This window comes from Staphylococcus sp. GDY8P57P, from assembly GCF_017892585.1.
GTDB lineage: Bacteria > Bacillota > Bacilli > Staphylococcales > Staphylococcaceae > Staphylococcus > Staphylococcus borealis.
The window spans coordinates 39,494-66,020 of record NZ_JAESLK010000005.1 but is presented as its reverse complement, the minus strand read 5'-3'; the positions used below and the strand labels follow the sequence as shown (position 1 = coordinate 66,020).

25 protein-coding genes and 4 pseudogenes are annotated in these 26,527 nt (G+C 32.2%); 23 read left to right on the top strand and 6 right to left on the bottom strand.

The annotated features are described in order from the left end of the window. The first annotated feature begins 115 nt into the window (after window positions 1-115). The 5 genes from glpK (at window position 116) to hfq (ending at window position 6,031) form a co-directional block, all read left to right on the top strand. Entirely contained in the window at window positions 116-1,615 is a 1,500-nt protein-coding gene (gene glpK, locus KA878_RS02355) for a glycerol kinase GlpK (protein ID WP_193839400.1), read from the top strand. A 152-nt stretch (window positions 1,616-1,767) separates the two neighbouring features. Beyond that, window positions 1,768-3,441: a glycerol-3-phosphate dehydrogenase/oxidase gene (locus KA878_RS02350; protein ID WP_193839399.1), complete on the top strand. Its 1,674-nt coding sequence runs from the start codon at window positions 1,768-1,770 to the stop codon at window positions 3,439-3,441. 456 nt (window positions 3,442-3,897) lie between these two features. Continuing rightward, a complete protein-coding gene (locus tag KA878_RS02345) occupies window positions 3,898-4,821 on the top strand; it encodes an alpha/beta fold hydrolase (RefSeq protein ID WP_053029357.1) in 924 nt (307 codons plus the stop codon). Window positions 4,822-4,836: 15 nt separating this feature from the next. Beyond that, the gene (gene miaA / locus KA878_RS02340) at window positions 4,837-5,835 is read left to right on the top strand and encodes a tRNA (adenosine(37)-N6)-dimethylallyltransferase MiaA (protein WP_193839398.1); all 999 of its coding nucleotides are present in this window, start codon (window positions 4,837-4,839) and stop codon (window positions 5,833-5,835) included. Then, window positions 5,789-6,031: an RNA chaperone Hfq gene (gene hfq, locus KA878_RS02335; protein ID WP_053029359.1), complete on the top strand. Its 243-nt coding sequence runs from the start codon at window positions 5,789-5,791 to the stop codon at window positions 6,029-6,031. The genes miaA and hfq overlap by 47 nt, the downstream gene beginning before the upstream one ends. Window positions 6,032-6,220: 189 nt before the next feature. Here the strand turns inward: hfq and KA878_RS02330 are convergent, their stop codons facing one another. After that, window positions 6,221-6,697, bottom strand: a complete 477-nt coding sequence (locus KA878_RS02330; RefSeq protein WP_053029360.1) for a glutathione peroxidase — start codon at window positions 6,695-6,697, stop codon at window positions 6,221-6,223. Between the two features lie 121 nt (window positions 6,698-6,818). Here KA878_RS02330 and hflX point away from each other — a divergent pair, with 121 nt between their 5' ends. The 10 genes and pseudogenes from hflX to KA878_RS02290 all read left to right on the top strand — a co-directional run bounded on the left by hflX (window position 6,819) and on the right by KA878_RS02290 (window position 14,523). Then, on the top strand, window positions 6,819-8,048 hold the full coding sequence (hflX, locus tag KA878_RS02325; protein WP_398577033.1) for a GTPase HflX: 1,230 nt from the start codon (window positions 6,819-6,821) through the stop codon (window positions 8,046-8,048). A gap of 16 nt (window positions 8,049-8,064) precedes the next feature. Further along, window positions 8,065-9,303, top strand: a complete 1,239-nt coding sequence (locus KA878_RS02320) for a methionine gamma-lyase family protein (RefSeq protein WP_193839397.1) — start codon at window positions 8,065-8,067, stop codon at window positions 9,301-9,303. A 387-nt stretch (window positions 9,304-9,690) separates the two neighbouring features. After that, complete coding sequence (locus tag KA878_RS02315; protein ID WP_053029363.1) at window positions 9,691-10,056, top strand: MerR family transcriptional regulator; 366 nt, start codon at window positions 9,691-9,693, stop codon at window positions 10,054-10,056. A 20-nt stretch (window positions 10,057-10,076) separates the two neighbouring features. Beyond that, on the top strand, window positions 10,077-11,417 hold the full coding sequence (glnA, locus tag KA878_RS02310) for a type I glutamate--ammonia ligase (protein ID WP_075109051.1): 1,341 nt from the start codon (window positions 10,077-10,079) through the stop codon (window positions 11,415-11,417). Window positions 11,418-11,710: 293 nt separating this feature from the next. Further along, a pseudogene (locus tag KA878_RS02305) lies at window positions 11,711-12,608 on the top strand (minor capsid protein); the annotation flags it as partial. Window positions 12,609-12,835: 227 nt separating this feature from the next. After that, window positions 12,836-12,898, top strand: a pseudogene (locus tag KA878_RS14620) (phage head morphogenesis protein); the annotation flags it as partial. A gap of 137 nt (window positions 12,899-13,035) precedes the next feature. Continuing rightward, entirely contained in the window at window positions 13,036-13,287 is a 252-nt protein-coding gene (locus KA878_RS02300; protein WP_053018922.1) for a hypothetical protein, read from the top strand. A gap of 79 nt (window positions 13,288-13,366) precedes the next feature. Beyond that, a pseudogene (locus KA878_RS14265) lies at window positions 13,367-13,460 on the top strand (hypothetical protein); the annotation flags it as partial. After that, window positions 13,451-13,828 (top strand): DUF4355 domain-containing protein, encoded by a 378-nt coding sequence (locus KA878_RS02295; protein WP_193839395.1) that lies wholly within the window; start codon window positions 13,451-13,453, stop codon window positions 13,826-13,828. The pseudogene KA878_RS14265 and the gene KA878_RS02295, both read left to right, overlap by 10 nt. Before the next feature lie 416 nt (window positions 13,829-14,244). Then, window positions 14,245-14,523 (top strand): hypothetical protein, encoded by a 279-nt coding sequence (locus KA878_RS02290; protein WP_193839394.1) that lies wholly within the window; start codon window positions 14,245-14,247, stop codon window positions 14,521-14,523. A 485-nt stretch (window positions 14,524-15,008) separates the two neighbouring features. Here KA878_RS02290 and KA878_RS02285 read toward each other — a convergent pair whose 3' ends face one another. Further along, window positions 15,009-16,034, bottom strand: coding sequence for a threonine aldolase family protein (locus tag KA878_RS02285; RefSeq protein WP_075109290.1), 1,026 nt, complete (start codon window positions 16,032-16,034; stop codon window positions 15,009-15,011). Window positions 16,035-16,243: 209 nt separating this feature from the next. Between KA878_RS02285 and KA878_RS02280 the strand changes: the two genes are divergently transcribed. The 6 genes and pseudogenes from KA878_RS02280 to KA878_RS02255 all read left to right on the top strand — a co-directional run bounded on the left by KA878_RS02280 (window position 16,244) and on the right by KA878_RS02255 (window position 21,550). Beyond that, entirely contained in the window at window positions 16,244-16,438 is a 195-nt protein-coding gene (locus KA878_RS02280) for a hypothetical protein (protein WP_075109291.1), read from the top strand. A gap of 55 nt (window positions 16,439-16,493) precedes the next feature. Continuing rightward, a complete protein-coding gene (gene cls / locus KA878_RS02275) occupies window positions 16,494-17,975 on the top strand; it encodes a cardiolipin synthase (RefSeq protein ID WP_193839393.1) in 1,482 nt (493 codons plus the stop codon). Window positions 17,976-18,246: 271 nt separating this feature from the next. Continuing rightward, window positions 18,247-19,112 (top strand): annotated as a pseudogene (locus KA878_RS02270) (ABC transporter ATP-binding protein). A gap of 3 nt (window positions 19,113-19,115) precedes the next feature. Continuing rightward, a complete protein-coding gene (locus KA878_RS02265) occupies window positions 19,116-19,853 on the top strand; it encodes an ABC transporter permease (protein ID WP_075108761.1) in 738 nt (245 codons plus the stop codon). Continuing rightward, complete coding sequence (locus KA878_RS02260) at window positions 19,854-20,951, top strand: sensor histidine kinase (RefSeq protein WP_193839392.1); 1,098 nt, start codon at window positions 19,854-19,856, stop codon at window positions 20,949-20,951. Beyond that, window positions 20,948-21,550, top strand: coding sequence for a response regulator transcription factor (locus KA878_RS02255; protein ID WP_193839391.1), 603 nt, complete (start codon window positions 20,948-20,950; stop codon window positions 21,548-21,550). Before KA878_RS02260 ends, KA878_RS02255 begins: the two co-directional genes overlap by 4 nt. Before the next feature lie 160 nt (window positions 21,551-21,710). Here KA878_RS02255 and KA878_RS02250 read toward each other — a convergent pair whose 3' ends face one another. Together KA878_RS02250 and KA878_RS02245 are read right to left on the bottom strand one after the other, a co-directional pair. Then, on the bottom strand, window positions 21,711-21,890 hold the full coding sequence (locus tag KA878_RS02250) for a hypothetical protein (protein ID WP_193839390.1): 180 nt from the start codon (window positions 21,888-21,890) through the stop codon (window positions 21,711-21,713). Window positions 21,891-22,240: 350 nt separating this feature from the next. After that, window positions 22,241-22,432, bottom strand: coding sequence for a hypothetical protein (locus KA878_RS02245; RefSeq protein ID WP_053029380.1), 192 nt, complete (start codon window positions 22,430-22,432; stop codon window positions 22,241-22,243). A gap of 167 nt (window positions 22,433-22,599) precedes the next feature. Between KA878_RS02245 and nucI the strand changes: the two genes are divergently transcribed. Beyond that, window positions 22,600-23,139: a thermonuclease NucI gene (gene nucI, locus KA878_RS02240; protein WP_193839389.1), complete on the top strand. Its 540-nt coding sequence runs from the start codon at window positions 22,600-22,602 to the stop codon at window positions 23,137-23,139. A gap of 63 nt (window positions 23,140-23,202) precedes the next feature. Here nucI and KA878_RS02235 read toward each other — a convergent pair whose 3' ends face one another. After that, window positions 23,203-24,060, bottom strand: a complete 858-nt coding sequence (locus KA878_RS02235) for a hypothetical protein (protein WP_070855566.1) — start codon at window positions 24,058-24,060, stop codon at window positions 23,203-23,205. 288 nt (window positions 24,061-24,348) lie between these two features. Between KA878_RS02235 and KA878_RS02230 the strand changes: the two genes are divergently transcribed. Continuing rightward, window positions 24,349-24,930: a hypothetical protein gene (locus KA878_RS02230; protein ID WP_075108756.1), complete on the top strand. Its 582-nt coding sequence runs from the start codon at window positions 24,349-24,351 to the stop codon at window positions 24,928-24,930. Window positions 24,931-24,994: 64 nt separating this feature from the next. On the opposite strand, the gene KA878_RS02225 is transcribed toward KA878_RS02230, so the two are convergent. Further along, window positions 24,995-26,377 (bottom strand): aspartate kinase, encoded by a 1,383-nt coding sequence (locus KA878_RS02225; RefSeq protein WP_053029384.1) that lies wholly within the window; start codon window positions 26,375-26,377, stop codon window positions 24,995-24,997. Window positions 26,378-26,527 lie beyond the last annotated feature (150 nt).

Here is a 26,527-nt window from a genome sequence, read left to right as displayed (position 1 = left end):
AACATCTTACATTTATGATTAATTTTTTGGAAAAGTGCTATAACTATAGTACACTTCCTTAATATTCAAATTCTTTAACAATTGTTTATTCATATAGCAGAAAGGGAGAAAATTTATGGAAAAATACATCATGTCGATAGACCAAGGAACAACAAGTTCAAGAGCTATCTTATTTGATAAAGAAGGCGACATCAAAGGTATTGCACAAAGAGAATTCAAACAATACTTCCCTAAATCAGGTTGGGTAGAACACGACGCTAATGAAATTTGGACTTCAGTATTAGCAGTTATGGCAGAAGTGTTAAATGAAAATGAAATTAACGCTGATCAAGTTGAGGGTATTGGTATCACAAACCAACGTGAAACGACAGTTATTTGGGATAAAAATACAGGACGTCCAATTTATCATGCAATTGTATGGCAATCTCGTCAAACACAAGCAATCTGTCATGAATTAAAAGAGCAAGGACATGAAGAAACGTTCCGTAATAAAACAGGTTTATTATTAGACCCATACTTTGCTGGAACGAAGGTGAAATGGATTCTTGATAACGTTGATGGCGCTAGAGAAAAAGCTGAAAATGGCGACTTATTATTTGGCACAATTGATACTTGGCTCGTGTGGAAATTGTCTGGTGGAGAAGCACATATTACAGATTATTCAAATGCGAGTCGTACACTAATGTATAATATTTATGATTTAAAATGGGATGAAGAACTTCTTGAATTATTAAGTGTACCTAAACAATTGTTACCAGAAGTTAAACCATCTAGTGAAATTTACGCACATACAAGAGACTATCATTTCTTTGGCCAAAAAGTACCGATTTCAGGTATCGCTGGTGACCAACAAGCTGCACTATTTGGACAAGCATGTTTCGAACGTGGAGATGTGAAAAACACGTATGGTACTGGTGGCTTTATGTTAATGAATACTGGAGAAGAACCAGTTAAATCTGAAAGTGGATTATTAACTACTATTGCGTATGGTTTAGATGGTAAAGTTAATTATGCACTTGAAGGCTCTATCTTTGTTTCAGGATCAGCAATCCAATGGTTACGTGATGGTTTAAGAATTATAAATTCAGCGCCTCAATCTGAGAACTATGCGACTCGCGTTGATTCTACTGATAATGTTTATTTCGTACCAGCATTCGTTGGATTAGGTACGCCTTACTGGGATTCAGAAGCAAGAGGTGCCATCTTCGGTTTGAGCCGTGGTACTGAAAAAGAACACTTCATTCGAGCAACATTAGAATCATTATGTTATCAAACACGTGATGTTATGGAAGCGATGTCTAAAGATTCTAAAATTGAAGTGAACAATTTACGTGTTGATGGCGGTGCAGTTAAAAATAACTTTATCATGCAATTCCAAGCAGATATTGTTAATACTGCAGTAGAGCGCCCAGTAATTCAAGAAACTACAGCATTAGGCGCTGCTTATTTAGCGGGATTAGCAGTTGGTTTCTGGGATAGTAAAGATGAAATCGCAAATAGATGGCAATTAGAAACAGAATTTACACCTCAGATGTCTGAAGAAGACAGAACTAAGTTATATAAAGGTTGGAAAAAAGCAGTTGAAGCTACTCAGGTCTTTAAATTAGAAGATTAATCTCTAAACATGGCTTAGTTTATAGAAGTGTGATATGATTAAATTAAGTTAATAAATTAGTCGAGATTTGAGAGACCTGTTTCATACAGTTTGATTCTGTATGGATAGGTCTCTCTTTTTTCACAAAAATAAAATATCGGAGGGGTATATTTATGGCTTTATCAACTTTAAATAGAGAAGTAATTAAGAAAAATTTACAAAATGAAGAATATGATGTCGTAATCATCGGAGGTGGTATCACAGGTGCAGGGATTGCGTTAGATGCGTCTCAACGTGGTATGAAAGTAGCATTAGTAGAAATGCAAGATTTTGCTCAAGGTACAAGTTCACGTTCTACTAAATTAGTTCATGGTGGATTAAGATATTTAAAACAAGCACAAATCAAAGTTGTAGCTGAAACTGGTAAAGAACGTGCGATTGTTTATGAAAATGGTCCACACGTAACGACACCAGAATGGATGTTACTACCAATGCACAAAGGTGGTACTTTCGGTAAATTCACAACAAACTTAGGTTTAACAGCATATGATCGCTTAGCCGGTGTAAAAAAATACGAACGTAAAAAAATGTTGAGTAAAAAACAAACATTAAACAAAGAACCATTAGTGAAAAAAGATGGTTTAAAAGGTGGCGGTTATTATGTTGAATACCGTACTGATGATGCACGTTTAACAATTGAAGTTATGAAACGTGCCGAAGAAAATGGTGCAGAAGTTTTAAATCATACGAAATCAACAGATTTCATTTACGATGGAAAATCTAAAGTGAGAGGTATTGAAGTTCAAGATTTACTAACTGGTGAAATGTACCAAATCAATGCTAAAAAAGTCATTAACGCTGCAGGTCCTTGGGTAGATGAAGTTCGCAAAAAAGATTACACGCGTAACAATAAACAATTACGTTTAACTAAAGGGGTTCATGTTGTCATTGATCAATCTAAATTCCCGTTAAGACAAGCGGTTTATTTCGATACTGAAAAAGATGGACGAATGATTTTTGCCATTCCACGTGAAGGTAAAGCGTATGTCGGAACAACTGATACGTTCTATGATAATGACAAAACAAAACCATTAACAACACAAGAAGATAGAGACTATCTTATTGATGCAATTAACTATATGTTCCCAGACGTAAATGTAAAAGATGAAGATATCGAATCAACTTGGGCTGGAGTTAGACCGTTAATATTAGAAGATGGAAAAGATCCTTCTGAAATTTCACGTAAAGATGAAATTTGGGAAGGTAAATCAGGTCTTTTAACGATTGCTGGTGGTAAATTAACAGGTTACCGTCACATGGCTTTAGAAATTGTCGATTTATTAGCAAAACGTTTAAAACAAGAATACAAATTAACATTTGATGATTGTAAAACGAAACATACACCGATTTCTGGTGGTGATGTAGGCGGAAGTGCAAACTTTGAAAATTACGTAGCACGTAAAGTTGAAGAAGGTAAGGCAATTGGTCTTCAAGCTGATGTTGCTGAACGTTTAGCTTCTAGATATGGTTCTAACGTTGATAAATTATTTAACATTGCACAAATAGCACAAGACAAGACATTAAATTTACCACTAGAAATGTACGTTGAATTAGTATATAGCGTTCAAAATGAAATGGTTTATAAACCAACAGATTTCTTAATTCGTAGAACAGGTAAATTGTATTTCAATATTAACCAAGTAAAACAATATAAAGATGCAGTCGTTGAAGAACTTGCTAAATTACTGAATTATACTCAAAGTCAACGAAATGAATTTACTAAAGAAATTAATATTGCGATTGAAGAAGCAACACACGGCAATGAACAACTTGCAGTTCTAAAATAAAATTTAAAATGGATGTTTTGAGAATTTAACACCTATATGCGTGTATTAAATGAAACATCAAAGTCATTAAAAATATGAATATTTAGTAACTGACTGAACTGAGCGCGTACTCAAATCAAGGTTTCTCAGTTCAAGTCATCCTTGCGGGGGTAGGACAACGATTTTAAAAAAATCTGTTCTACTCCCGCTTTAGTGTTCCAAAAGGAAGATTATTGGCGGAGACATCTCACCTAAGGGAATTTCACTGGAAAATGTCACTAATATAGAGTGATTTTACAGGCAAAGTAAGATGGGGAGGACAACGATTTCAAGATGAATTCAGACTTGCGTCTATAAAGATGCAATTGAAGTTGTTAAAATGAGTCTAACAATTTGATAACATTAAGAAGGACAGGTATATTTAAAAGAATATAGGACATTAAGGTTAAGTAATTAATTTTGCAAGGAGGCATATGCGTGAGTCAACAATCATTCAAAATTACCGTTGAAGACGGCACTATGATAGAAGTTAAAGTAGATAAAGCGAAGATAGCAACATTTGGTGTCGTTCATATCTTTCACGGAATGGCTGAGCATATGGATCGTTATGAATCACTTGTGCAGGCATTGACGCATCAGGGATACGATGTTATACGACACAATCATCGAGGTCACGGTATCGATATAGATGAAAGTGAAAGAGGTCATTACAATGACATGCATACCATAGCCCAAGATGCTTATGAAATAGCACAAACACTCCATAGTTCAGATAGCAATATTCCATATATCATTTTAGGACATTCAATGGGTTCAATTATTGCTCGTTTGTTCGTAGAGAAATATCCAGATGTTGCACAAGGCTTAATACTTACAGGTACTGGTCAATATCCTAAATACAAAGGAATTCCAGCTATAATTGCATTAAAATTAATCACACTTATTTGTGGAAAGCGTAACCGATTAGAATGGGTGAATCAATTTGTTTATAAATCATTTAATAAGAAAATAGATCAACCTGAAACAAAGAGCGATTGGCTATCCTCTAAGCGTGATGAAATTAACAAATTTGTTAACGATGATTATACGGGTTTCTTAGTATCTAACCAATTAATCTATCAAACAGTGAAACATATGATAAGTACGGCTAATAATAAGCAACTCAAAAAAATGAACGCCCAGTTACCAATACTACTTATCTCTGGTAAGGAGGATCCATTTGGTGACTATGGCAAAGGTATACGGAAGTTGGGAAAAAAATTCAAACGTGCAGGCATCAACCATATAACAGTTCAACTTTATGCGAATAGAAGACATGAAATTTTATTTGAAGATGATAAGGAAATGATATGGACGCATATGTTTGACTGGATTCAGAAACAAGTAATAAAGAAAAATTGAAGTGAGGGATAACGATTGAACGACGTCAATAAACCATTTTTAGTGGTTATAGTCGGACCAACCGCGTCTGGTAAGACAGAATTGAGTATTGAATTAGCAAAACGCATCAATGGTGAAATCATTAGTGGGGATTCTATGCAAGTATATAAACAAATGGATATCGGTACAGCTAAGGTGACGAATGAAGAAATGGATGGCATCCCCCACTATATGATTGATATTTTAAATCCAGATGACTCATTTTCAGCGTATGATTTCAAACAACAAGCACAAAATTTGATTAAAGATATAACTACTAGGGGCAAGGTTCCTATTATAGCTGGAGGTACGGGATTATATATTCAATCATTGATTTATGATTATCCATTCGAAGATGAGACCGTTTCAAAAGAAGTTGAAAAGCAAACCAAGTCTAAATTGCAAGCATTAGAACCATTGACTAATCAAGAAGTGCATGATTATTTGGCGACATTTGATCCACAATCTGCACAAGATATACATCCCAATAATAGAAAAAGGGTGTATAGAGCGATTGAATATTACTTAAATACAAAAAAACTTATAAGTTCTCGCAAGAAAGTGCAACAATTTACAGAAAATTATGATACATTATTAATAGGGATTGAAATGTCGCGCAAAACATTATATTCAAGAATAAATAAACGTGTAGATATTATGTTGGGCCACGGATTATTTAATGAAGTGAAGAACCTAGTAGAACAGGGTTATGAATCTACTCAAAGTATGCAAGCAATTGGATATAAAGAGCTGGTACCTGTTGTAAATGGTGAGTTATCAATAGACCAAGCAGTTGAAACATTAAAACAACATTCAAGACAATATGCTAAGCGACAATTGACATGGTTCAAGAATAAATTACATGTTCAATGGTTTGATAGAGAGACAATGACACTTCAAATGATGTTAGATGAGATTACAACCCAAATAAATAAAAGGAGTTCTAAACATGATTGCAAACCACAACATCCAAGATCAAGCACTAGAGAACTTTAAAGCACAACAAACAGAAGTTACAGTTTTCTTTTTAAACGGCTTTCAAATGAAAGGTGTTATTGAAGACTTTGACAAATATGTTGTCAGCTTAGTTTCTCAAGGTAAACAACATTTGATATACAAACATGCGATCAGCACATTTACTGTGGAAACTGAAGTTACAGATTCTAATGAACCAGTAAATAGTGAAGAATAAGTTGTAATTAAAGTGCAACGTTGCAAGTTCTTAAGAGCGTAGACAACGGTCTTAATGACAGTGTGACTTGTAATAAACTCATCATATTTTAGCACTTTTGACAAATAGAGGAATGTTTGTAATATAAAAAGCTACATTATAGAGAACTGTATAATGTAGCTTTTTATCGTAGTTTAATTAAATGTTAATCTATAATAATTTTTCGATATCTTTTTCAATTTGAGCTGGTTTCTTTTGAGGTGAGAAACGACTCACGACGTTTCCTTCACGATCAACTAAAAATTTTGTGAAGTTCCATTTAATTTTTTCGCTTAACATACCTTTAGCTGCATCAGTTAAGAAACGGAATAAAGGATGTTGATTTTCCCCTTTGACGTCCACTTTTTCATGGATTGGGAATGTAACGCCATAGTTAATTTTACAATTTTGGTTAGCTTCAGCACCTGAACCAGGTTCTTGCCCACCAAATTGATTACATGGAAAACCTAAAATAACAAAACCTTGGTCTTTATATTTCTCATACAATGCTTGTAAACCCTCAAATTGTGGCGTGAAACCACATTCACTTGCAGTGTTAACAATTAGCATTACTTTGCCTTTGTATTCTTCTAATTTATAATCTTCACCATTAGATTTTTGTACCACAAAGTCATATATATTTTCCATAGTACCACCCTTTCAATATAAGAATAATGTAACATATTTTTAGTAGATAGTCTTTGAATACACACTGTGATAAAATATTTGAGAAACACATTAGAAGGAGATGTATAACGTGACACAGCGTATGACACACGCGACAAAGAAAAAGTTGGAAACTGCTGTATTAGTCGGTGTACATGCTCAAAATGATAATGAATTTAATTTTGATTCAACAATGGAAGAATTAAAAGCTTTATCATTAACTTGTCAGCTTGATGTTAAAGGACAGGTCACTCAAAATAGAGAACAAGTCGATCATAAGTATTACGTTGGTAAAGGTAAAATTGACGAATTAAAAGCTTTTATTGAGTTCCATGATATAGATGTCGTAGTGACCAATGATGAGTTAACTACTGCACAATCTAAAACATTAAATGATAATTTGGGCATAAAAATTATCGATAGAACACAGTTGATTTTAGAAATTTTTGCATTGAGAGCAAGTAGTCGTGAAGGTAAATTGCAAGTAGAGTTAGCGCAATTAGATTATTTATTACCAAGACTTCAGGGGCATGGTAAAAGCTTATCACGACTTGGTGGTGGCATAGGTACACGAGGTCCTGGTGAGACGAAATTAGAAATGGATAGACGTCACATTCGTACACGTATGAATGAAATTAAACATCAATTACAAACTGTAGTAGAACACAGGGAACGTTACCGTAATAAACGCGAACAAAATCAAGTCTTTCAAATTGCGCTCGTTGGTTATACGAATGCAGGTAAGTCATCGTGGTTTAATGTATTGTCAGGTGAAGAAACATTTGAGAAAGATTTACTCTTTGCGACGTTAGATCCTAAAACACGTCAAATTCAAATTAATGAAGGATTTAATTTAATTATTTCAGATACTGTTGGATTTATTCAAAAATTACCAACGACATTAATCGCTGCCTTTAAATCTACGTTAGAAGAAGCAAAAGGTGCGGATTTATTATTACATGTCGTAGATGCGAGTCATTCAGAGTACCGTTCTCAATATGATACAGTTAATCAATTAATTAATGATTTAGATATGAGTCACATACCTCAAGCAGTTATATTTAATAAGAAAGATCAATGTAGTGACAGTGATGATAGTCCAGTATCTGCATCACCATCCATTTTTGTCTCTAGTCGAGTTGAAGGGGATAAATCAAAGGTTAAGGCATTTTTAATAGCACAAGTGAAAGCCGCATTGTCTTATTATGAAGAGAAGGTTCCCAGTACAAACGCAGATAGACTTTATTTCTTGAAGCAGCATACGCTAATTGAAGAAATGAATTTTGATCCTACAAATGAGGATTATGTAATTACTGGATATAAAAAACAATAAAAGGAAGTATGTAACAATGTCAGATATTTCGTCATTGGTTAAAGACGTTGAGGAGACGTTATCACCATATTTTAAACAAATAGAAGAAATTGCGTATTTAAATCAAGAAAAAGTTTTAAATGCTTTTCATTACGTTAAAGCTACAGAAAGTGATTTAGTAGGGAGTACAGGCTATGGATATGATGATTTTGGTCGGGATCATCTAGAAGATATCTATGCCCATACGTTTAAAGCTGAAGATGCGATTGTACGCCCACAAATAATTTCAGGCACACATGCGATTACTTTAGCACTGCAAAGTACACTTAAATACGGCGATGAACTTTTATATATTACTGGAAGTCCATACGATACATTACTTGAAGTGATTGGTGTAAATGGTAATGGTATTGAAAGTTTAAAAGAACATGGAATTGAATATAATGAAGTTCCTTTGAAAGAGGGGCAAATAGATATTCAGTCCACACTTGAAGCAATTTCAGAAAAAACAAAAGTAGTAGCTATTCAACGTTCCAAAGGTTATGACCAAAGACCTTCCATCGCTATCAAAGAAATTGAGACAGCAATTCAAGCCATTAAAGCGCGATACCCTAATATTATAATCTTTGTGGATAATTGTTATGGAGAATTTGTCGAAGAACGTGAACCTATTGAAGTTGGTGCAGACTTGATAGCAGGTTCATTAATTAAGAATCCAGGTGGCGGTTTAGCTAAGATAGGTGGTTATATCGCTGGACGTAAAGACTTAATCGAACGTTGTGGCTATCGATTAACAGCGCCTGGTATTGGTAAAGAAGCGGGCGCATCATTGTATTCGTTACAAGAGATGTATCAGGGCTTCTTTCTAGCACCGCATGTAGTTAGTCAAAGCTTGAAAGGTGCATTGTTTACGAGCTTATTATTAGAAAAAATGAATATGCAAACAGTTCCTAAATATAATGTTAAACGTACGGATTTAATACAGACCGTTCAATTTGATACGAAAGAACAAATGATAGCATTTTGCCAAAGTATACAACACGCTTCACCAATCAATGCACATTTCAGCCCGGAACCAAGCTATATGCCGGGTTATGAAGATGATGTAATCATGGCTGCTGGTACTTTTGTTCAGGGGTCTTCAATTGAATTGTCTGCAGATGGACCGATAAGACCACCATATGAAGCATATGTTCAAGGTGGATTAACTTATGAACACGTTAAATTGGCTGTTACTCGTGCAGTTGCTAATTTGAAGGAACAAAACTTAATATAGATGCTTAATGGGAGTGGTTCAGAATTTTTTTAAATTCGTCGTCCGCTCCCAGATTGTTTTTCTTGTGGAATTTCTTCATGAAATTCTCTCTGATGGGGTCCCGCCCGCAAGGATGACTAGAACTGAGAAGGCGCTTAAATTAAGCTTTTCTCAGTTCAGTCAGCTACTGCGAATTTGCGAAGTAGCACCATTATATTATTTATATCACAGCTTCTTTTCTGAAAAAATATTATATAAATGAGTCTATATTAACTATTGAAAAGAGCTTGAAATTAATATTAAATATAGATTTGGATTTTTCATGTAAGAAAACCTAACATATTTTTGTAATGCGATTAAAACTATGCTAAATTTATATCAAGTTCAAAAGTAGAGGTGAGGTTATGAATGTCTAACGATAAAATCAGACGTAATATGGCCGTGTTCTCTATGAGTGTTGTTTGTAAATTAACAGAACTCACTGCAAGACAAATCCGCTACTATGAAACACATGAACTTGTCATGCCCGAGCGTACAGAAGGAAACAAGCGATTATTTTCGTTAAATGATTTAGAACGTCTTCTTGAAATTAAATCTTTGATTGAGAAAGGATTTAACCTTAAAGGGATCAAGCAAATCATAACTAATAATCAAGGGCATCTTACATCAGATGAACAAGAGATTAGAAAAAGAATGATTGTTGACGCAACGCAGAAACCACACGGTGAAGCTTTGCCAATAAATCGTGGCGATTTATCACGGTTTATTAAATAAATTTTTGGAGGATTTCTACCATGCCTAAACGTACATTTAGTAAAGACGATATTCGTAAGTTTGCAAAAGAAGAAAACGTTAGATACTTAAGATTACAATTTACAGATATCTTAGGTACAATCAAAAACGTTGAAGTACCAGTTAGCCAATTAGAAAAAGTATTAGATAACGAAATGATGTTTGATGGTTCATCAATCGAAGGTTTCGTACGTATCGAAGAATCTGACATGTATTTATGCCCGGATTTAGATACTTGGGTTATCTTCCCTTGGACTGCTGGTCAAGGTAAAGTAGCTCGTTTAATTTGTGATGTATATACGACTGATGGTGAACCATTTGCTGGTGACCCACGTAACAACTTAAAACGTGTGTTAAAAGAAATGGAAGATATGGGCTATACAGATTTCAACTTAGGGCCTGAACCTGAATTCTTCTTATTTAAATTAGACGAAAAAGGTGAACCAACATTAGAATTAAATGATAATGGTGGTTACTTCGATTTAGCACCAACAGATTTAGGTGAAAATTGCCGTCGTGACATCGTATTAGAACTTGAAGATATGGGATTCGATATCGAAGCAAGTCACCACGAAGTTGCGCCAGGACAACATGAAATAGACTTTAAATATGCAGATGCGATTACTGCTTGTGATAACATCCAAACATTTAAATTAGTTGTTAAAACAATTGCACGTAAGCATAATTTACATGCAACATTCATGCCAAAACCATTATTTGGTGTTAACGGAAGCGGAATGCACTTCAACGTATCATTATTTAAAGGTAAAGAAAATGCATTCTTCGATCCAAATGGTGAAATGCAATTAACAGAAGATGCTTATCACTTTACTGCAGGTATCTTAAATAATGCACGTGGATTCACAGCTGTTTGTAACCCATTAGTAAACTCTTATAAACGTTTAGTTCCTGGTTATGAAGCACCTTGTTATATCGCTTGGAGTGGTAAAAACCGTTCTCCATTAGTACGTGTGCCATCTTCAAGAGGCTTATCAACACGTATCGAGGTACGTTCAGTAGACCCTGCAGCTAACCCTTACATGGCATTAGCTACAATCCTACAAGCTGGTTTAGATGGAATTAAGAACAAAACTAAAGTTCCAGAACCAGTTAACCAAAATATTTATGAAATGAACCGTGAAGAACGTGAAGCTGTAGGTATCCAAGACTTACCTTCAACACTTTACACTGCTTTAAAAGCTATGCGTGAAAATGACACAGTTAAACAAGCGTTAGGTAATCACATTTACAATCAATTTATAAACTCTAAATCAATTGAATGGGATTATTACAGAACTCAAGTTTCTGAATGGGAACGCGATCAATACATGAAACAATATTAATTCGCTAAGCAAATCGGGGAAAGACTTAGTGGTATAAGGAGTTAAGGCATTTTGCCTTAGCTTCTTTTTCTTGTTGGAAAAGCTAAATTTACTTGACCATTTTTGTGAAGAAATTGAAATTGGTCAAGTTTTGGTCAAGTACACTTTAAAATACATTCTTAATATACTTCTCAAAGTTATTTTTAGCATCATCATTCATTTTTTTAGTTACATGACTATACTTTTTTTAGTAATACTTTTGAATTTTGTTTTAACCTTTTCAATCAATTTCATAGGTATATTACTAAACATTAATTTGTTATGCCCAAGCTACTTCAGAAATAGAACGCATAATTATGCTAATGTATACAGAAAAAATGAGGGAACTACTCGCCTTTTATGCAAAATATGCAACGAATACTGGATTAACCATTCAAGAAGTCATGAAAAAAGCAGATGACTTTGATGTATATGCGTTTCGAAACAAAGCTAAAAAATATGTGAAGCGTAGAGATTTTAGCAATGAAGCAAACAAAGCACTTAAACTTTATAACTTGACTATGAAAGTATCTAGAGAAAAACTATTAAAGCAACAATTAGATTTGATAGTCAAAGATTCTACTTTGGATATTCAAGATAAGCTAGAAAATAAGTTAGTTGAGGCAGTGGATAGAGAAGTTGAAAGACAAGCACATATACTTGGGGAACATGTGAAAATTGATGACACTGAAGTAAAAGCGGTTGTTAACAGTAACTTTAAAGGTGTGAAATGGTCTACAAGATTATGGCAAGATATGGCTGTAGTTCAAAAAGAAGTGGAAAGAACAACGAGTAATGTGTTGCTTAGAGGTAGACATCCTAATGAGTACGTATCTGAGTTTAAAAAGCAAACTAATACCACAACATTTAATGCTAGCAGATTATTAATTACTGAATCAGCACGTGTGCAGTCTGAATCACAGAAGCTAACTTATCTAAAAGAATTGGGTGAAGATGGCGAATATAAATATGTGGCTAAAATAGACAAGAAAACATCTAAAATATGTCACTCTTTAAATGGCAAGGTATTTAAAGTTAAAGATATGATACCTGGAGTTAATGCTCCACCAATGCACCCTTGGTGCAGAAGTACTACAGTGCCCCATTTGGGAAACTGGCGGGATAAATTCTATAAAGAAAATACATATAAGTATCAGGTAGAACAAATAGAAAGAATACCAAAACCTTCAGGAGCGTTAAATGATACTAATGATCCTTATCAAAAAAAGAGAAATAAGCATGCTAATGTATATTATCAGTCAGTACGTCGAAGAAATAAGAAAATAGAAATTGATATTATTTCTAGAAATACCAAATTAAATAAAAATTTAGTGAAAAGAGCATATGAGCATCTTTTTATAAACAAATATAGTTTAGATGGTGGTATTAATAGATTTCATCCAGATTATTATATTGCTGTAAGTTGGCAGCGTTTGAGAGAAGGTAAAAATATTAAAGAGCAAGACTTGGTTCTATTACGTCATGAAGCCCTTGAACATTATTTAATGAATAAGTATAATTATAAGTATATAGACGCTCATAAAATTGTGGAAAGAAAATATGATTACTCAAGATATATTGAATAAGTAAGGTGAAACAGGTGCTTATATTAAGAAAATTATATGAAGATGAACAAATTATCAGATATGAATATGTACCACAAGATGACATTAAAAACGGTAAAGGCGAGATAGCTGTTAATAAATTAAGTTCAGAAGTAAAAGAATATAGTTTGTCTAAATTAGAAATTAAAAAAAATATTTTAACTTATAGAAATAAATCGTTTCTTGCAATCTTAGATTTTATTGAGGAAAATAAATTTCCTATTAAATATTTATATGCGTGGTATTAAAAATAGCATCATTTCTAGACTAATAAATAGAAAGTGGTGCTATTTTTATACACTTTTTTAACCTTCTACGGAAGGTTATTTTTTATGTCCAAAACGTGCTGATGACGTTATAAAAGCAAGTATGGAATGAAAAGTCGACAGACTATAAACGGAGGTATATCTCATGGAAAACAACCAAAGTAATATTACTGAAGAAACAAAAAGCAATGAGAATTTAGAAACACCTAATGAACAAACCCAACAAAATGAGAAAACATTTTCCCAAGAAGAAGTATCTCAAATGATTAAAGACCGTCTAGCTAGAGAAAGAAGAAAATCTGATGAGCGTATTAAAGACGCTATTCAAGAAGCTGAAAAACTGGCCAAGATGAATAAAGACCAAAAAAGCCAATATGAGATAGAAAAACTTTTGAAAGAGAATGAAGCATTAAAAGCTGAGAAGGCATTATCTCAAATGAGAAATGAAACGCGTTCAATGCTTAGTGAATCAGGTGTAGAAAACTTTGATGATCAAATTGTAGACATAATAGGAAAATCCTAATTTAATTGCTGAACTAAAATGCGCTTCAATATCTTGCAATAAAATTCAAATTACACTTGTGTGTTATATTATAAAATTAATATAATATAATTAAATAAAAAGTTGGTCTCAAAGTCTGAGAACTATAGACACAAGTAAGACGTATGAAATAGTTAATAATTTATAAGAAGATGAATTTTATGAGTAGAGATATGAGAAGAAAGTTAACTTTTTATATTAATGTAGTTACTTTATTGTTAGCTATGGTTAATTTTTTAAGAAATAAAAGGAGTGTTTAACAACATGAAATTCAACAGGGAGCAAATATCTCTATATTTAACTATAGGTATATTTATATTAGTATTACTGACTTTAATAACCAGCTTAATAAATTAACTTAAAACAATGAGTAATTTAAAATAGATGGAGTGAACAGTATGAGTAATATAACAATCCATATTGACGAAGATTTTATGCATAAATTGATTGAAGAGAAACTAGATAATATATTGCATAATTATAAGAGACAATATGCTTCAGTAGGTATTAAAGATTTAGTAACTTTAACTGGATTAAGTAAATCAACGCTTCAAAATAAAATAGTCTGTGAACCTGAAATTGTTGAAGTAACTCGCCGGGTTGGATCTAGAGTAATTTATCTGTATCCACAAGTGCTTGAAGCTTATCAAAAAGTTATTAATAGAATAGGCGTATGATAAAGGGCAGTACTCTAAACTATAGGTGACTAATATAATAAAACAAGAGTCCGAAACAAAAATAATATAATGAAGCTATTTTGCAAATTCGCAGTAGCTGACTGAACTGAGAAAGCACTTAATTCAAGCTTTTCTCAGTTCTAGTCATCCTTGCGGGCGGGGCCCCAACAAAGAGAATTTCATGAAGAAATTCTACAAGCAAAGCAAGTTGGGGTGGGACGACGAATTTAAAAGAATTCTGCCCCACTCCCACTTAAAATTCAATGTTAACGTGGTAGTGAATGTGATTAACATGATTGCTTAAACTTTTATAAGGAGAATAAAAAAGTGGAATTTAATATTAAAGTCACTATAGAAAAACGAGAGCCATCTAAAAAAGAAAAAATTATAGCACTCTTTGGATTAATTGTAATTATAGCCGGTATTTATTATAAGCTACATTAAAAAACAGGATTTCCTTTTCAGGAAGTCCTGTTTCTCTATTATCAAATTAACTCTAATAACTTATCTACATTTTCTTCGGTAGTAGCCCAACTTGTCGCAAATCGTACGACACGATGATTATCGTCATATTTCTCCCAAATCGCGAACTTCACTTTTTGTTTCAATTCATTAATCTTTTCTTCACTTAGCACGAAGAATTGTTGATTGGTAGGTGAATCGAAGTAGAGTTGATAGCCTTTTTCAAGGAATCCTTTTTTCATTTTATTAGCCATATTGATGGCATGACGGCTAATATCTAAGTATAAATTATTAGTGAATAATTCCAGAAATTGTACGCCTACTAAGCGACCTTTAGCAAGTAATGCACCATGTTGTTTGATTCGAGTGGTAAAGTGTTTTGGTTCATTGTTTTTAGTGAACACGATGGCTTCACCACATAGCGCACCTATTTTAGTACCACCTATATAAAAGATATCGCAGTATTTAGCAATATCTTCAAAAGTCAAATCACTTTGATCACTCATTAAGCCATAACCTAAACGTGCACCGTCCATAAATAGTGGTACTTGATGTTCTTTGCATACATCGGAAAGATTTTTCAATTCCTCTTTAGTATATAAAGTACCGTATTCTGTCGGATGCGAAATATAGACCATTCCAGGAAAAACCATGTGTTCGCGTTTGAAATCATTGTAAAATGTATCTAAATATTCATTCACTTCTTTTGGTCTGATTTTACCTTCATGAGATGGTATTGCTAACACTTTATGACCACTAAATTCAATCGCACCTCCCTCGTGTACGGCGACATGACCTGTATCCGCTGAAATTACACCTTCATATGGCTCTAATACTGAATTAATCACAACTTGATTGGTTTGCGTACCGCCAACTAAGAATCGTACAGTCGCTTCTGGACACTTAATGGCTGATTTAATTTTTTCTGCTGCTTGCTTTGAAAATTGATCATCACCATAACCAGAGGCCTGGATTAAATTGGTATCAAGTAATCGTTGTAATACGTTTTCATGTGCACCTTCAAGGTAGTCATTTTCAAAAGAAATCATATAATACCCCACAATCTAAATAGTTTAATTATTCTGAAAATTTAATAGAATGACTTTAGTATACAATAATTTAGCACTTATGTGAATTTAATATTTTAAATATAAAATTGTAAGCGTTTTAATTAAAAAGGTGAAGTGTAAATTTATTTGCGATTTAAATGTAAAAAGACTATGATTTAAACAAATAAGTTGAAATGGAGTGTTATAAAATGAGCAAAATCAAATTTAAAAAAATTCAAGAAAAAACTCTGGATGAGCTAGAAAAAGAGATTAATGTATATCTTGAAAGTGATGAAGGTAGCCAATATGAAGTTTTGAATATTTCGATTGATAAAGTAGAAGAACGTAAATTCCCCAATAATGAAGAAGTACTTAACGCAATTATAATATTAAATGCCAAGTAATATATTGATTGAATAGATAAATCCAAATTATAAAATTAAATAGGAGTATTATTTTATGAAATTTATGTTCGGCCCAGATTTGGGGACGTTTTTTACGATTATATTAGCACTAGGATTTGTGATAAATCTAATATTAGCATTTATTATCATTTTTTTAGAAAGAAATAGACGTAGTGCATCATCAACATGGGCATGGCTCTTTGTATTATTTGTTTTACCATTAATCGGGTTTATACTCTATTTATTTTTTGGAAGAACAGTTTCAAAAAGGAAAATGGAGAAAAATAATGGTAAAGAATTGGATACATTTAAAGATCTAGTAGATGAACAAGTTAAACAATTCGATGCATATCGTTATCAAACTCATAATCAGCAAGTAACGAAACATAGGGATCTTATTAGAATGTTATTAAACAAGCAAGATGCATTTCTAACAGAAGAAAATCATATTGATTTATTTACGGATGGCCACAAGCTTTACGACAAAGTGATTGAAGATATTTATAATGCGAAAGACTACATTCATTTAGAATATTATACATTTGAACTTGATGGCTTAGGTCATCGTATAATAGATGCATTAGAAACAAAACTTAAAGAAGGTTTGGAAGTTAAAATATTATATGATGATGTGGGTTCTAAGAAAGTAAGAATGTCAAAATTTCATCATTTCCAATCACTAGGTGGCGAAGTTGAAGCCTTTTTTGCCTCTAAGTTCCCACTTGTCAATTTTAGAATGAATAACCGGAATCATAGAAAGATTATAATTATTGATGGACAAGTAGGATACATCGGAGGATTTAATATTGGTGATGATTATTTAGGACTTGGTAAGTTAGGGTACTGGAGAGATACGCATATTCGTGTTGAAGGTAATGCCATCGATGCATTACAAATACGTTTTATTTTAGATTGGAATTCACAAGCACATCGTCCACAATTTGAATATGATGAGAAATATTTCCCTGAAAAGAATCAGCATAAAGGTAAATCAGCTATACAAATTGCTTCAAGTGGACCTGCTTTTGAGTTACATCAAATAGAGTACGGCTATACTAAAATGATTATGAGCGCCAAAAAATCTATTTATATGCAAAGTCCTTACTTTATTCCAGATCAATCCTATATCAATGCACTGAAAATGGCGGCGAATGCTGGCGTAGATGTACATTTAATGATTCCATGTAAACCAGATCATCCATTCGTATATTGGGCGACGTTTTCAAATGCTGCTGAACTATTACATAGTGGTGTGAAAATTTATACGTATCAAAATGGTTTTATCCACTCTAAAGTTATGATAATTGATGATGAAATATGCAGTGTTGGTTCCGCTAACATGGACTATCGTAGTTTCGCATTAAATTTTGAAGTGAATGCATTTATCTATGATGAAAATATCGCCAAACAAATTAGAACTGCTTATGAAGAAGATATTAAAAAATCTAAATTATTAACATTAGACGCATATAATAAACGTCCACTTTCAATTAAAATAAAAGAAGATATAGCAAAATTAGTATCACCAATTTTATAGTATTCAGAATAAGAACATACACAAACTAATCTAATAAGATTACTTGTCGGTCATTGCCGGTTAAATGGAGAAGGCATTTTGTTTCTCTATTAAATCTAATGGATTAACCTATTTATGAGATTAAGCGACACTGAGTTGCTTAATCTTTTTTGCTATTTTGTCATCATTTTACTATGACAAATGTCATATTAAAGTCATGACATTATGAACTAATTTCAGCTTCGATAAAAGAATAAGATAGATGTATAAATGATAAGGATGTGAGTTCGTAATGATAAATATCAACCAATTGAATAAATCGTTTGGCCTGAAGACTATATTAGATAACATTACTTTAAATATCGAAGAAGGAAAATGTACAGCTTTAATCGGAAAAAATGGCGCAGGCAAGTCAACATTAATTGATATACTAATTGGTCATAAACATGTGAATAGTGGATCTATTGAGGATACATCAAATCTAATTTCGTCGAAGAATATGGGGATATTATTTCAAACTACACATTTGCCTAAGCTCATTAAAGTGAAAGAGTTATATCATTTATATGCACAATTATATCCAAATCCCATGACATTTGAAACGTTTCAAAGATTAACGCATTTTACGGATGTCCAAATGAATCAATATGCTAATAAATTATCAGGAGGCAAAGAAGAATATTAGATTTTGTACTCATTTTAATAGGAAAGCCTCAATTCTTAATATTAGATGAACCCACCACTTCAATGGATATTGAAACGAGGGAACATTTTTGGAATTTGATTAGTCATCTCAAACAAGATGGAATGACCATATTGTATACGTCTCATTATATTGAAGAAGTCGAAAGGATGGCTGACAAAGTTGTGTATATAGAGCACGGTAAGGTTAAACTTAATGATACACCGCAAAATATCTTGTTTAGTCAAAATAATTCTATTATTGAAGTCATGAAATATACAGAAGACCAATATCATCAACTTTCAGAAATATACCATATAGATATTATGAATAATAATTTAAAAATACATTCAGAAAATGTTGAGTCAGTCATTATGAACTTAATTAAAATCCAAATAGATTTAAACCAAATTACAATTTATAAGAAATCTTTACTGGAACATATGTTTTCAAATGAAGAAAGTGTGGTGCAATAGCTTATGTTAAAGACAATGACTTTACTCAATTTTGAATATAAATTATTGTTGCGACGTAAATTTTCGTCATTTATGGCATTTGTTTTTCCGCTTGCGTTCTACTTACTATTTACATCTTTAATTGATATGCCAGAAGATGCAAAAAAAGTTTTTTATAAAGAATATATGTATAGTATGACTGTATTTAGTTTAATGGGCTTCTGTTTAATGCAATTTCCATTAGAAATTATAGATGAAAGGAATAATGGATGGTATAAAAAAATAATATCTACACCCATCACTGCACTAAATTATTATTTAGCTAAAATACTTAAAACAATGACTTTATTTTTTATTTCAATTGTACTTTTATATAGTGTGGCCCATTTCTATAAAGGTGTATCACTTAAACCAAGTGAATGGATCTTATCTGGTGTAACACTATGGTTAGGTGCTAGCATGTTTCTAACTTTAGGTTTAATTATTACGCAATTTAATGAAACACAGAAAGCGAGTAGTATAGCAAATTTACTTAATATTGTTTTAGCGATTATTGGCGGTTTATGGTTCCCAGTAAGTACGTTTCCAGATTGGATGCAAACCATTACTAAGTTAACACCAACGTATCATTTACGTCATTTGGCGCTTGAACTAGGTAAAGGTCATGGCTTTAATCTTCAATCGTTCCTTATTTTAGGTATTTATAGCATTATTTTTTTAGGTATTGCATTATTAATTAATAAGAAGAAAGAGGTGGATTAAATGAAACGTAGTTTAGGCGCTAAAATGGGAGAAATTTCATCTTTAATTTACTTAATATTTCCTTATTATGGTTTATATTTAACGTGGAGACATGAAAGCTTTTTCATTAATCTTTGTATAGTCATCATTTTTACGATTGCATATGCAGGGTTAATTCTATTTCATGAAACATTAAGCCACCGAATGAACTTAATTTTATTCATTATTCACTTTTTAGCGATTATCTATTTTGTATATGCATATAATCCGTCATTGAGCTTATTTTTCTTCTTCAGTGCTTTTGCAATACCATTTTTATTTAAAAAAGGGATTAAATCAATCGAATTTGTTTTATTAATAAGTTCAATGATTGCTTGTATCATCATCACAACTATACATTCCAATCACTTATATGTTGTGAGTATTATTATATATTATATTGTCATTTTAGCGATATTGTTTGGTAATTTTAAAATTGTGAAAGAAAGACAATATCGTCAACAAATTGAGGAAAAGAATAAATATATTAATATTTTAATTGCAGAGCAAGAACGCAACAGAATCGGTCAAGATTTGCATGATACATTAGGTCATGTATTTGCAAGTTTAAGTGTGAAATCAGAGTTAGCAGCGAAACTGATTGATAAAGATCCTCAAGCCGCTAAGAAAGAAATTTTAAATATAAATGAAATGTCGAAAGAAACATTGGAGAAAGTAAGGCACATTATCGAAAATTTAAAAGTACAAAGTTTTGAAGAGGAAATTCAATCAATAGCGCAAATATTACAGGATGCGAATATTCACTTTCATTTTGAAAATAAAAGAGGCGCGAGTTCTCTTAATCCAACTAAACAAACCATATTATCTATGATACTTAGAGAAGCAGTTAACAATGTGATTAAGCATGCACAAGCCACTGAAATTAACGGGAAAATAGAAAATAATGACATGGGTATTCAATTCACCATCAGTGATAATGGTATAGGTTTGAAACAACCTAATAAAGTGAATTTAAAAAGTATTAATGATAGGGTAGCGTTATTAAACGGTACTATTCATATCACTTCTAAACAGGGTACGACCATCGATATAATGATTCCGAGAGAAGGTATACAATGATTTCAATCGTGATTGCAGAAGATCAAAATATGTTACGTAAAGCAATGATACAATTAATTGAATTTCATGATGATTTAAAAGTAATCAATGATTTTGATAATGGTGTTGATGCATTGGAATGCATTACGCATAATCAGCCCGACATCGCTATTCTCGATATTGAAATACCAGGGATGACAGGCTTAGAGGTATTGTCGCAATTAAGAGAACACAAAGTTAAAACGAAGGTAATTATTGTTACGACTTTCAAAAGGCCTGGTTATTTCGAAAGAGCAGTTGCAAACGATGTCGACGCATATGTCTTAAAAGAACGCTCAGTCGACGATTTAGTTACCACCATTCACAAAGTTTTAAATAGCGAAAAAGAATATAGTACATCTTTAATGACATCTTTATTTAAAGAGGCCAATCCTCTAACGCATAAAGAGCAAGTAGTACTACGTGAGATTGGAGAAGGGTTAAGTAATAAAGAAATTGCGGATAAGCTTTATCTTTCAAATGGGACAGTAAGAAATTATATGTCTAACATTATTGATAAGCTCGAAGCGGAGAATCGTTTTGATGCTTGGAAAAAAGCGAACGATAAAGGTTGGATATAGTATTGGATTAATTTCATCAAATAGACTGCATAAAAGTGCAGAACATAAAACTGTGTTTAGGTTACTATACTTCAGTAACCGAAAACAGATGATTTTATGTTCTGCATTTTGTTTACAAAAAATCGCGTACGTTGAAGTTGAGCGCGACATTTTAAATATATTACTTATTCTTTTCTTGCTTTTCTAAATTGTCGACATGAGTAGCTAATAAACGTAACACTTGCGCTACTTTATCTGGAGGGGTGTCTTTTGACAAGGTATGCTCGAATACATTGCCATTTTGTGTTTGAACTTTATATATTAGACCGTGATGATCTATAATGACGTCTATAATTTCCATAATGACACCTCGCTAATTGATTTGATGATGAGGCTTTTGTAGCTACTTAAAAATCCATCCATTTTTATAATTAATTTTATACAATTAAGGTATTTCTTATACATACCACTAATTTTAAAAATTAACCTTAAATATAAAAAAATGTGGGAGTTAGACAGAATTTAATTTTAATTCATAGTCTCGCTCCCAATTAGCTTTACTTCTAAAATGTTTTATGCGATTCATTGTTGTACCATGCTCGAAATGATAACTAAAGTTGAGAAAAACGAATATAACAACTTTCTCAATTTAATTAGCCATTTCAAATATGATACGTCACCTTAAAAATAATAGTGTTGTCATTGTTGTTATTATTTGTTTTTTCTTTTACGTACGATCGATTGAATAATATAAGCAATAAATCCTACTAACACGCCTAATAATATCGCTACTACGACAGATACAATAATAGGTAATTTATAGACGATTTGAAGAATCACCCCGACAATAATAGCTATGATAACAGCTATAACTGTCACTAAATTTTCATTTTTCTCAGACATCTATGTCACTCCTAACGCATTTATTATAGCATGGTATGACTCAACAATTCACTTATTGCGTGTAAGGTTGAGTCTAACTTTGTTCAATAAAATTAAGAAGCCATTGACGATTAATTTTAATTTATATATGATATTTATTATTGAAATTAAAAGTGTAGGTGACAACTGTGAATTCGAAAAAATCCCTTAGCATCATAGTATTAGCAGTTTTAGTAATAGGCGTTTTAGCTTTTCAATTTATTAATCATACAGGTCCATTTAAAAATAGTGGCACGCAATCTTCATCAAATTCTACTAATATGAAAGATAAAGAAAAAGTACATGTAGAACGTGTGGTAGATGGTGATACCTTTGTGGCAACTAATGAAGACGGCAAAGAAATTAAAGTTAGGCTTATTGGTGTAGATACACCAGAAACAGTAAAACCTAACACACCAGTTCAACCTTATGGTAAAGAAGCGTCAAATTATAGTAAACAACATCTAAACGGAAAAGATGTATACTTAGAATATGATAAAGAAAAAGAGGATCGTTATGGACGAACTTTGGCGTATGTGTGGTTGAATGATAACACGATGTACAACGAAGAATTAGTAAAAAAAGGATTAGCACGTGAAAAGTATTTCTCACCAAATGGCAAATATCGTCATATATTCGAACAAGGCGAACAACAAGCTAAAAAAGATAAAGTGAATTTATGGAGTTAAAAATTTAAGCGATTGACACGTGTATCTGTAAAAAGATGGAATGTCAATCGCTTGTTTAATGCATTAATTATTAAAGCTATTTACAATTTTAGTCACTTGTTCTTCAGAAAGCGGATGCTTAGATAAATCAATTGCATTTTTGATTACCGCTTCAAGAGATGACTTAGTCGAAACAGTATCCACATATTGAGCTCTTTCATCTGAACCTTCAATGATATTGACACTACCATCACTAAAGTAAACGACACCGATACTTTGTACTTTATGGTTAAAGTGATTTTCAATACCGTCTTTTAGAATTTTAGAATTAATTGCTGCCTGTTCATATGGATCATGATCATAAAATTCATAAATGACACGGTTACTTTGGATTTTTTCGATGAAAGTATAAATCTCACTTCGTGGTGAATCGAACTGACTATGATATTGTTTGCTAACATAATGACCAACAATTTGATTGACATCAGTTGTGTCGATTTGCATATCATCGTCAACTGGTGCATCAAAGTGATAAAATGTCTTTTGTTTCCAGTTTTTGACATCAATATTGATTAAACCAACATCTGAAACGACGATATAATCAAACGTTCTAGCATATTCAAAGAAAGGATGCTTAGTAGCTAAATTACTTGTCGTTATAATATCATAGAATTTTAACTTTCCTTCGTCTTTATACTTATCAAGTATGCCAGTTAAAACGTGCTTTGCGTTTCGTTTAGCATGTGAGCTTACGTCATTATTAGAACTAAGCATTTGATTTTTGAGTTCTAAATTTTCATTACTAAGCGACGCATTCTTTGTTACCATCTGATTTCTCGCGTAAACTTCTGTATCAACTCTATCTTGCATATAACGTTGATTTAAGATGAACGCTAAAATAAGAATAACGATGATAACAACCAAGATAATTGTTAATGTCATAATTCATCACCTATGTTCGAATTTTTCATTTTATATCACTCATTTATTGTAATCTTAAAGACGTGAGTGATATGAAATAACATATAAATTATATCTATTATATTTGCGTAGTTCAACAAAATATAAATTAAGTTAAATTGTTAAATTAATAAAAATAATCTAATTATTAGTCATATCAATCATTTTTTTAACATCATTTTTAACAATACTTCACAATTCGTAAATTGAAAACTCAAATCAGTATATGTATAATTAGTATATGAAAGCGTTTCCTTTGGAGGTAGTAATATGGAACATCAACAACATGTAGAAGAGCTAGTTAAAATATTAAAAAATAAATGTCGTACTTCATTCAAATTTCACGGGGAAGTCGCAATGCAGTTATTTTTAAGTGATAATTTTATTCTACCTTCTAGAGTCGACATTTGTGTAGAGCGCAAGCAACTCGTCGAAGTACTAAAAGTAATTCCTTCCACATATCAATTAAATTATTATGATAAAAATAATGCGTTAATGGATCGTAATCAACTAAGTGTGCCAGAAATAGCGCACATAGATATTACGTTTAACCAACAATTGTTAATAAATATCTTCATTTATGATGTGGTGAATGAAGAATGGATATTTAGACTTGATAATAATATTCGTATTCCTATGAATAGCATATACTTTCATTCATTGACGTGGGGCGTAGATTATATTAAGCCAGAAATTGTATTAATGTATGATTTATTAGATAACCAAAACTATCATCAATTACCTAACTACAAAATGGTTTTAGACTCTTTAAGCTATTATCAATTTGTAATTTTGAAAGTAGTTGTGGGTGAGCAACGTATAAAAGAAGCTTTAGCCAATAATCATTCATAAAAAACATCTAATATTTAAGTAAAATGTAAAGGAACATGATTACTTAAATACTAGATGTTTTTAATTATGCTCGCTTATTTAAGTTTTTTAAACAAACGCCGTGATAACAATATTCATATGTAGACAAAACAGCTTTATCTGCATCTTCAATTGAAATACCAAACATCATTGAAATTTCTGATGACCCTTGGTTAATCATTTTTAAATTGATATTGGATTCTGCTAAGGCATGCGTGATAGTGTTCGCTGTGCCAATCGCTTTATTCATACCTTCGCCAACAATCATTAATATGGCTAGATCATGCTCGATACTTAATTCATCGACATCACAACGTTTACGAATCGCATTGAGTACATCTTTCTCTTTACCTTTTAATTGATGCGTACGGAGAATGATACTGATGCTATCAATCCCTGAAGGCATATGGTCGAATGAAATATTATAGTCTTCTAATATTTCAAGTACCTTACGAGTGAAGCCAACTTGTCTGTTCATTAAATATTTTTTAATGTTAATTACAGTAAATCCTTTATCACAACTAATACCAATAATGACATTTTTATCACTTACATCTCTATCATGGCGAATAAATGTTCCTTTATCTTGTGGGCGATTGGTATTTTTTATAACCACTGGAATTCTATGTTTATAAAGTGGTTGCAAGGCTTCATCATGGAAGACGCTAAATCCTGCATAAGACAATTCACGCATTTCACGATAGGTAATCTCTTCAATAAGATCGGGGTTTTGAATAATATTTGGATTCGCTTTGAAAATACCTGATACATCAGTGAAGTTCTCGTAAAGAGATGCTCTAATTCCTCTAGCAATAATTGCACCCGTAATGTCAGAACCACCTCTAGGGAAGGTAACAACGTAGTTATTCTTTGATACACCAAAGAATCCAGGGATAATAATTTTGCCTTCAATATCTCTTAATTTACTTATCTGTTCATATGCTTCTTCTAAAATTTGTGCTTGCTGTGGTAAATCTGTTACTAGAATACCTGCATCTTTAGGTGAAAGATAAGTCGTTTTAAAGCCTTGTGAATCATTATATGAGGCAATTAATTGTGCATTAAAATTTTCGCCACAAGATAGAAGTGCATCATACAATCTTAAAGGTTCTTCTTTTAAAGTTGAAATAATTTCTTCTAATGTCTCGTCAATCACAGTTAATAACGACGTATCCATATCCAATTCTTGTAAGATATCAGCATATCGTTGAATAATTTCTTTCTTTTTATCCTGATAATTAAGGTTATTTAGCACTTTTTCGTATAATCGAACAAGAAGATCTGTCGTTTTAACATCATCTTTGTGTCGCTTTCCTGGTGCAGATACAATGATAATTTTACGTTCTGGGTCACTATTTACGATATCTAGGACTTTTTTTATTTGTGTTGCATTTGAAACTGAACTACCGCCGAATTTTGCCACTTTCATATACCTAATCAACCTTTCTAAAAAATCAGAAAATTCTATTTAATTTTCTGATATCACGTGATAATATATAGCTAAGTATTTACATTTTATGCTAAAAAGTCCTATCAATTTAATATGGTTTAATAGTATACTAAAACAAAGTATATTTCA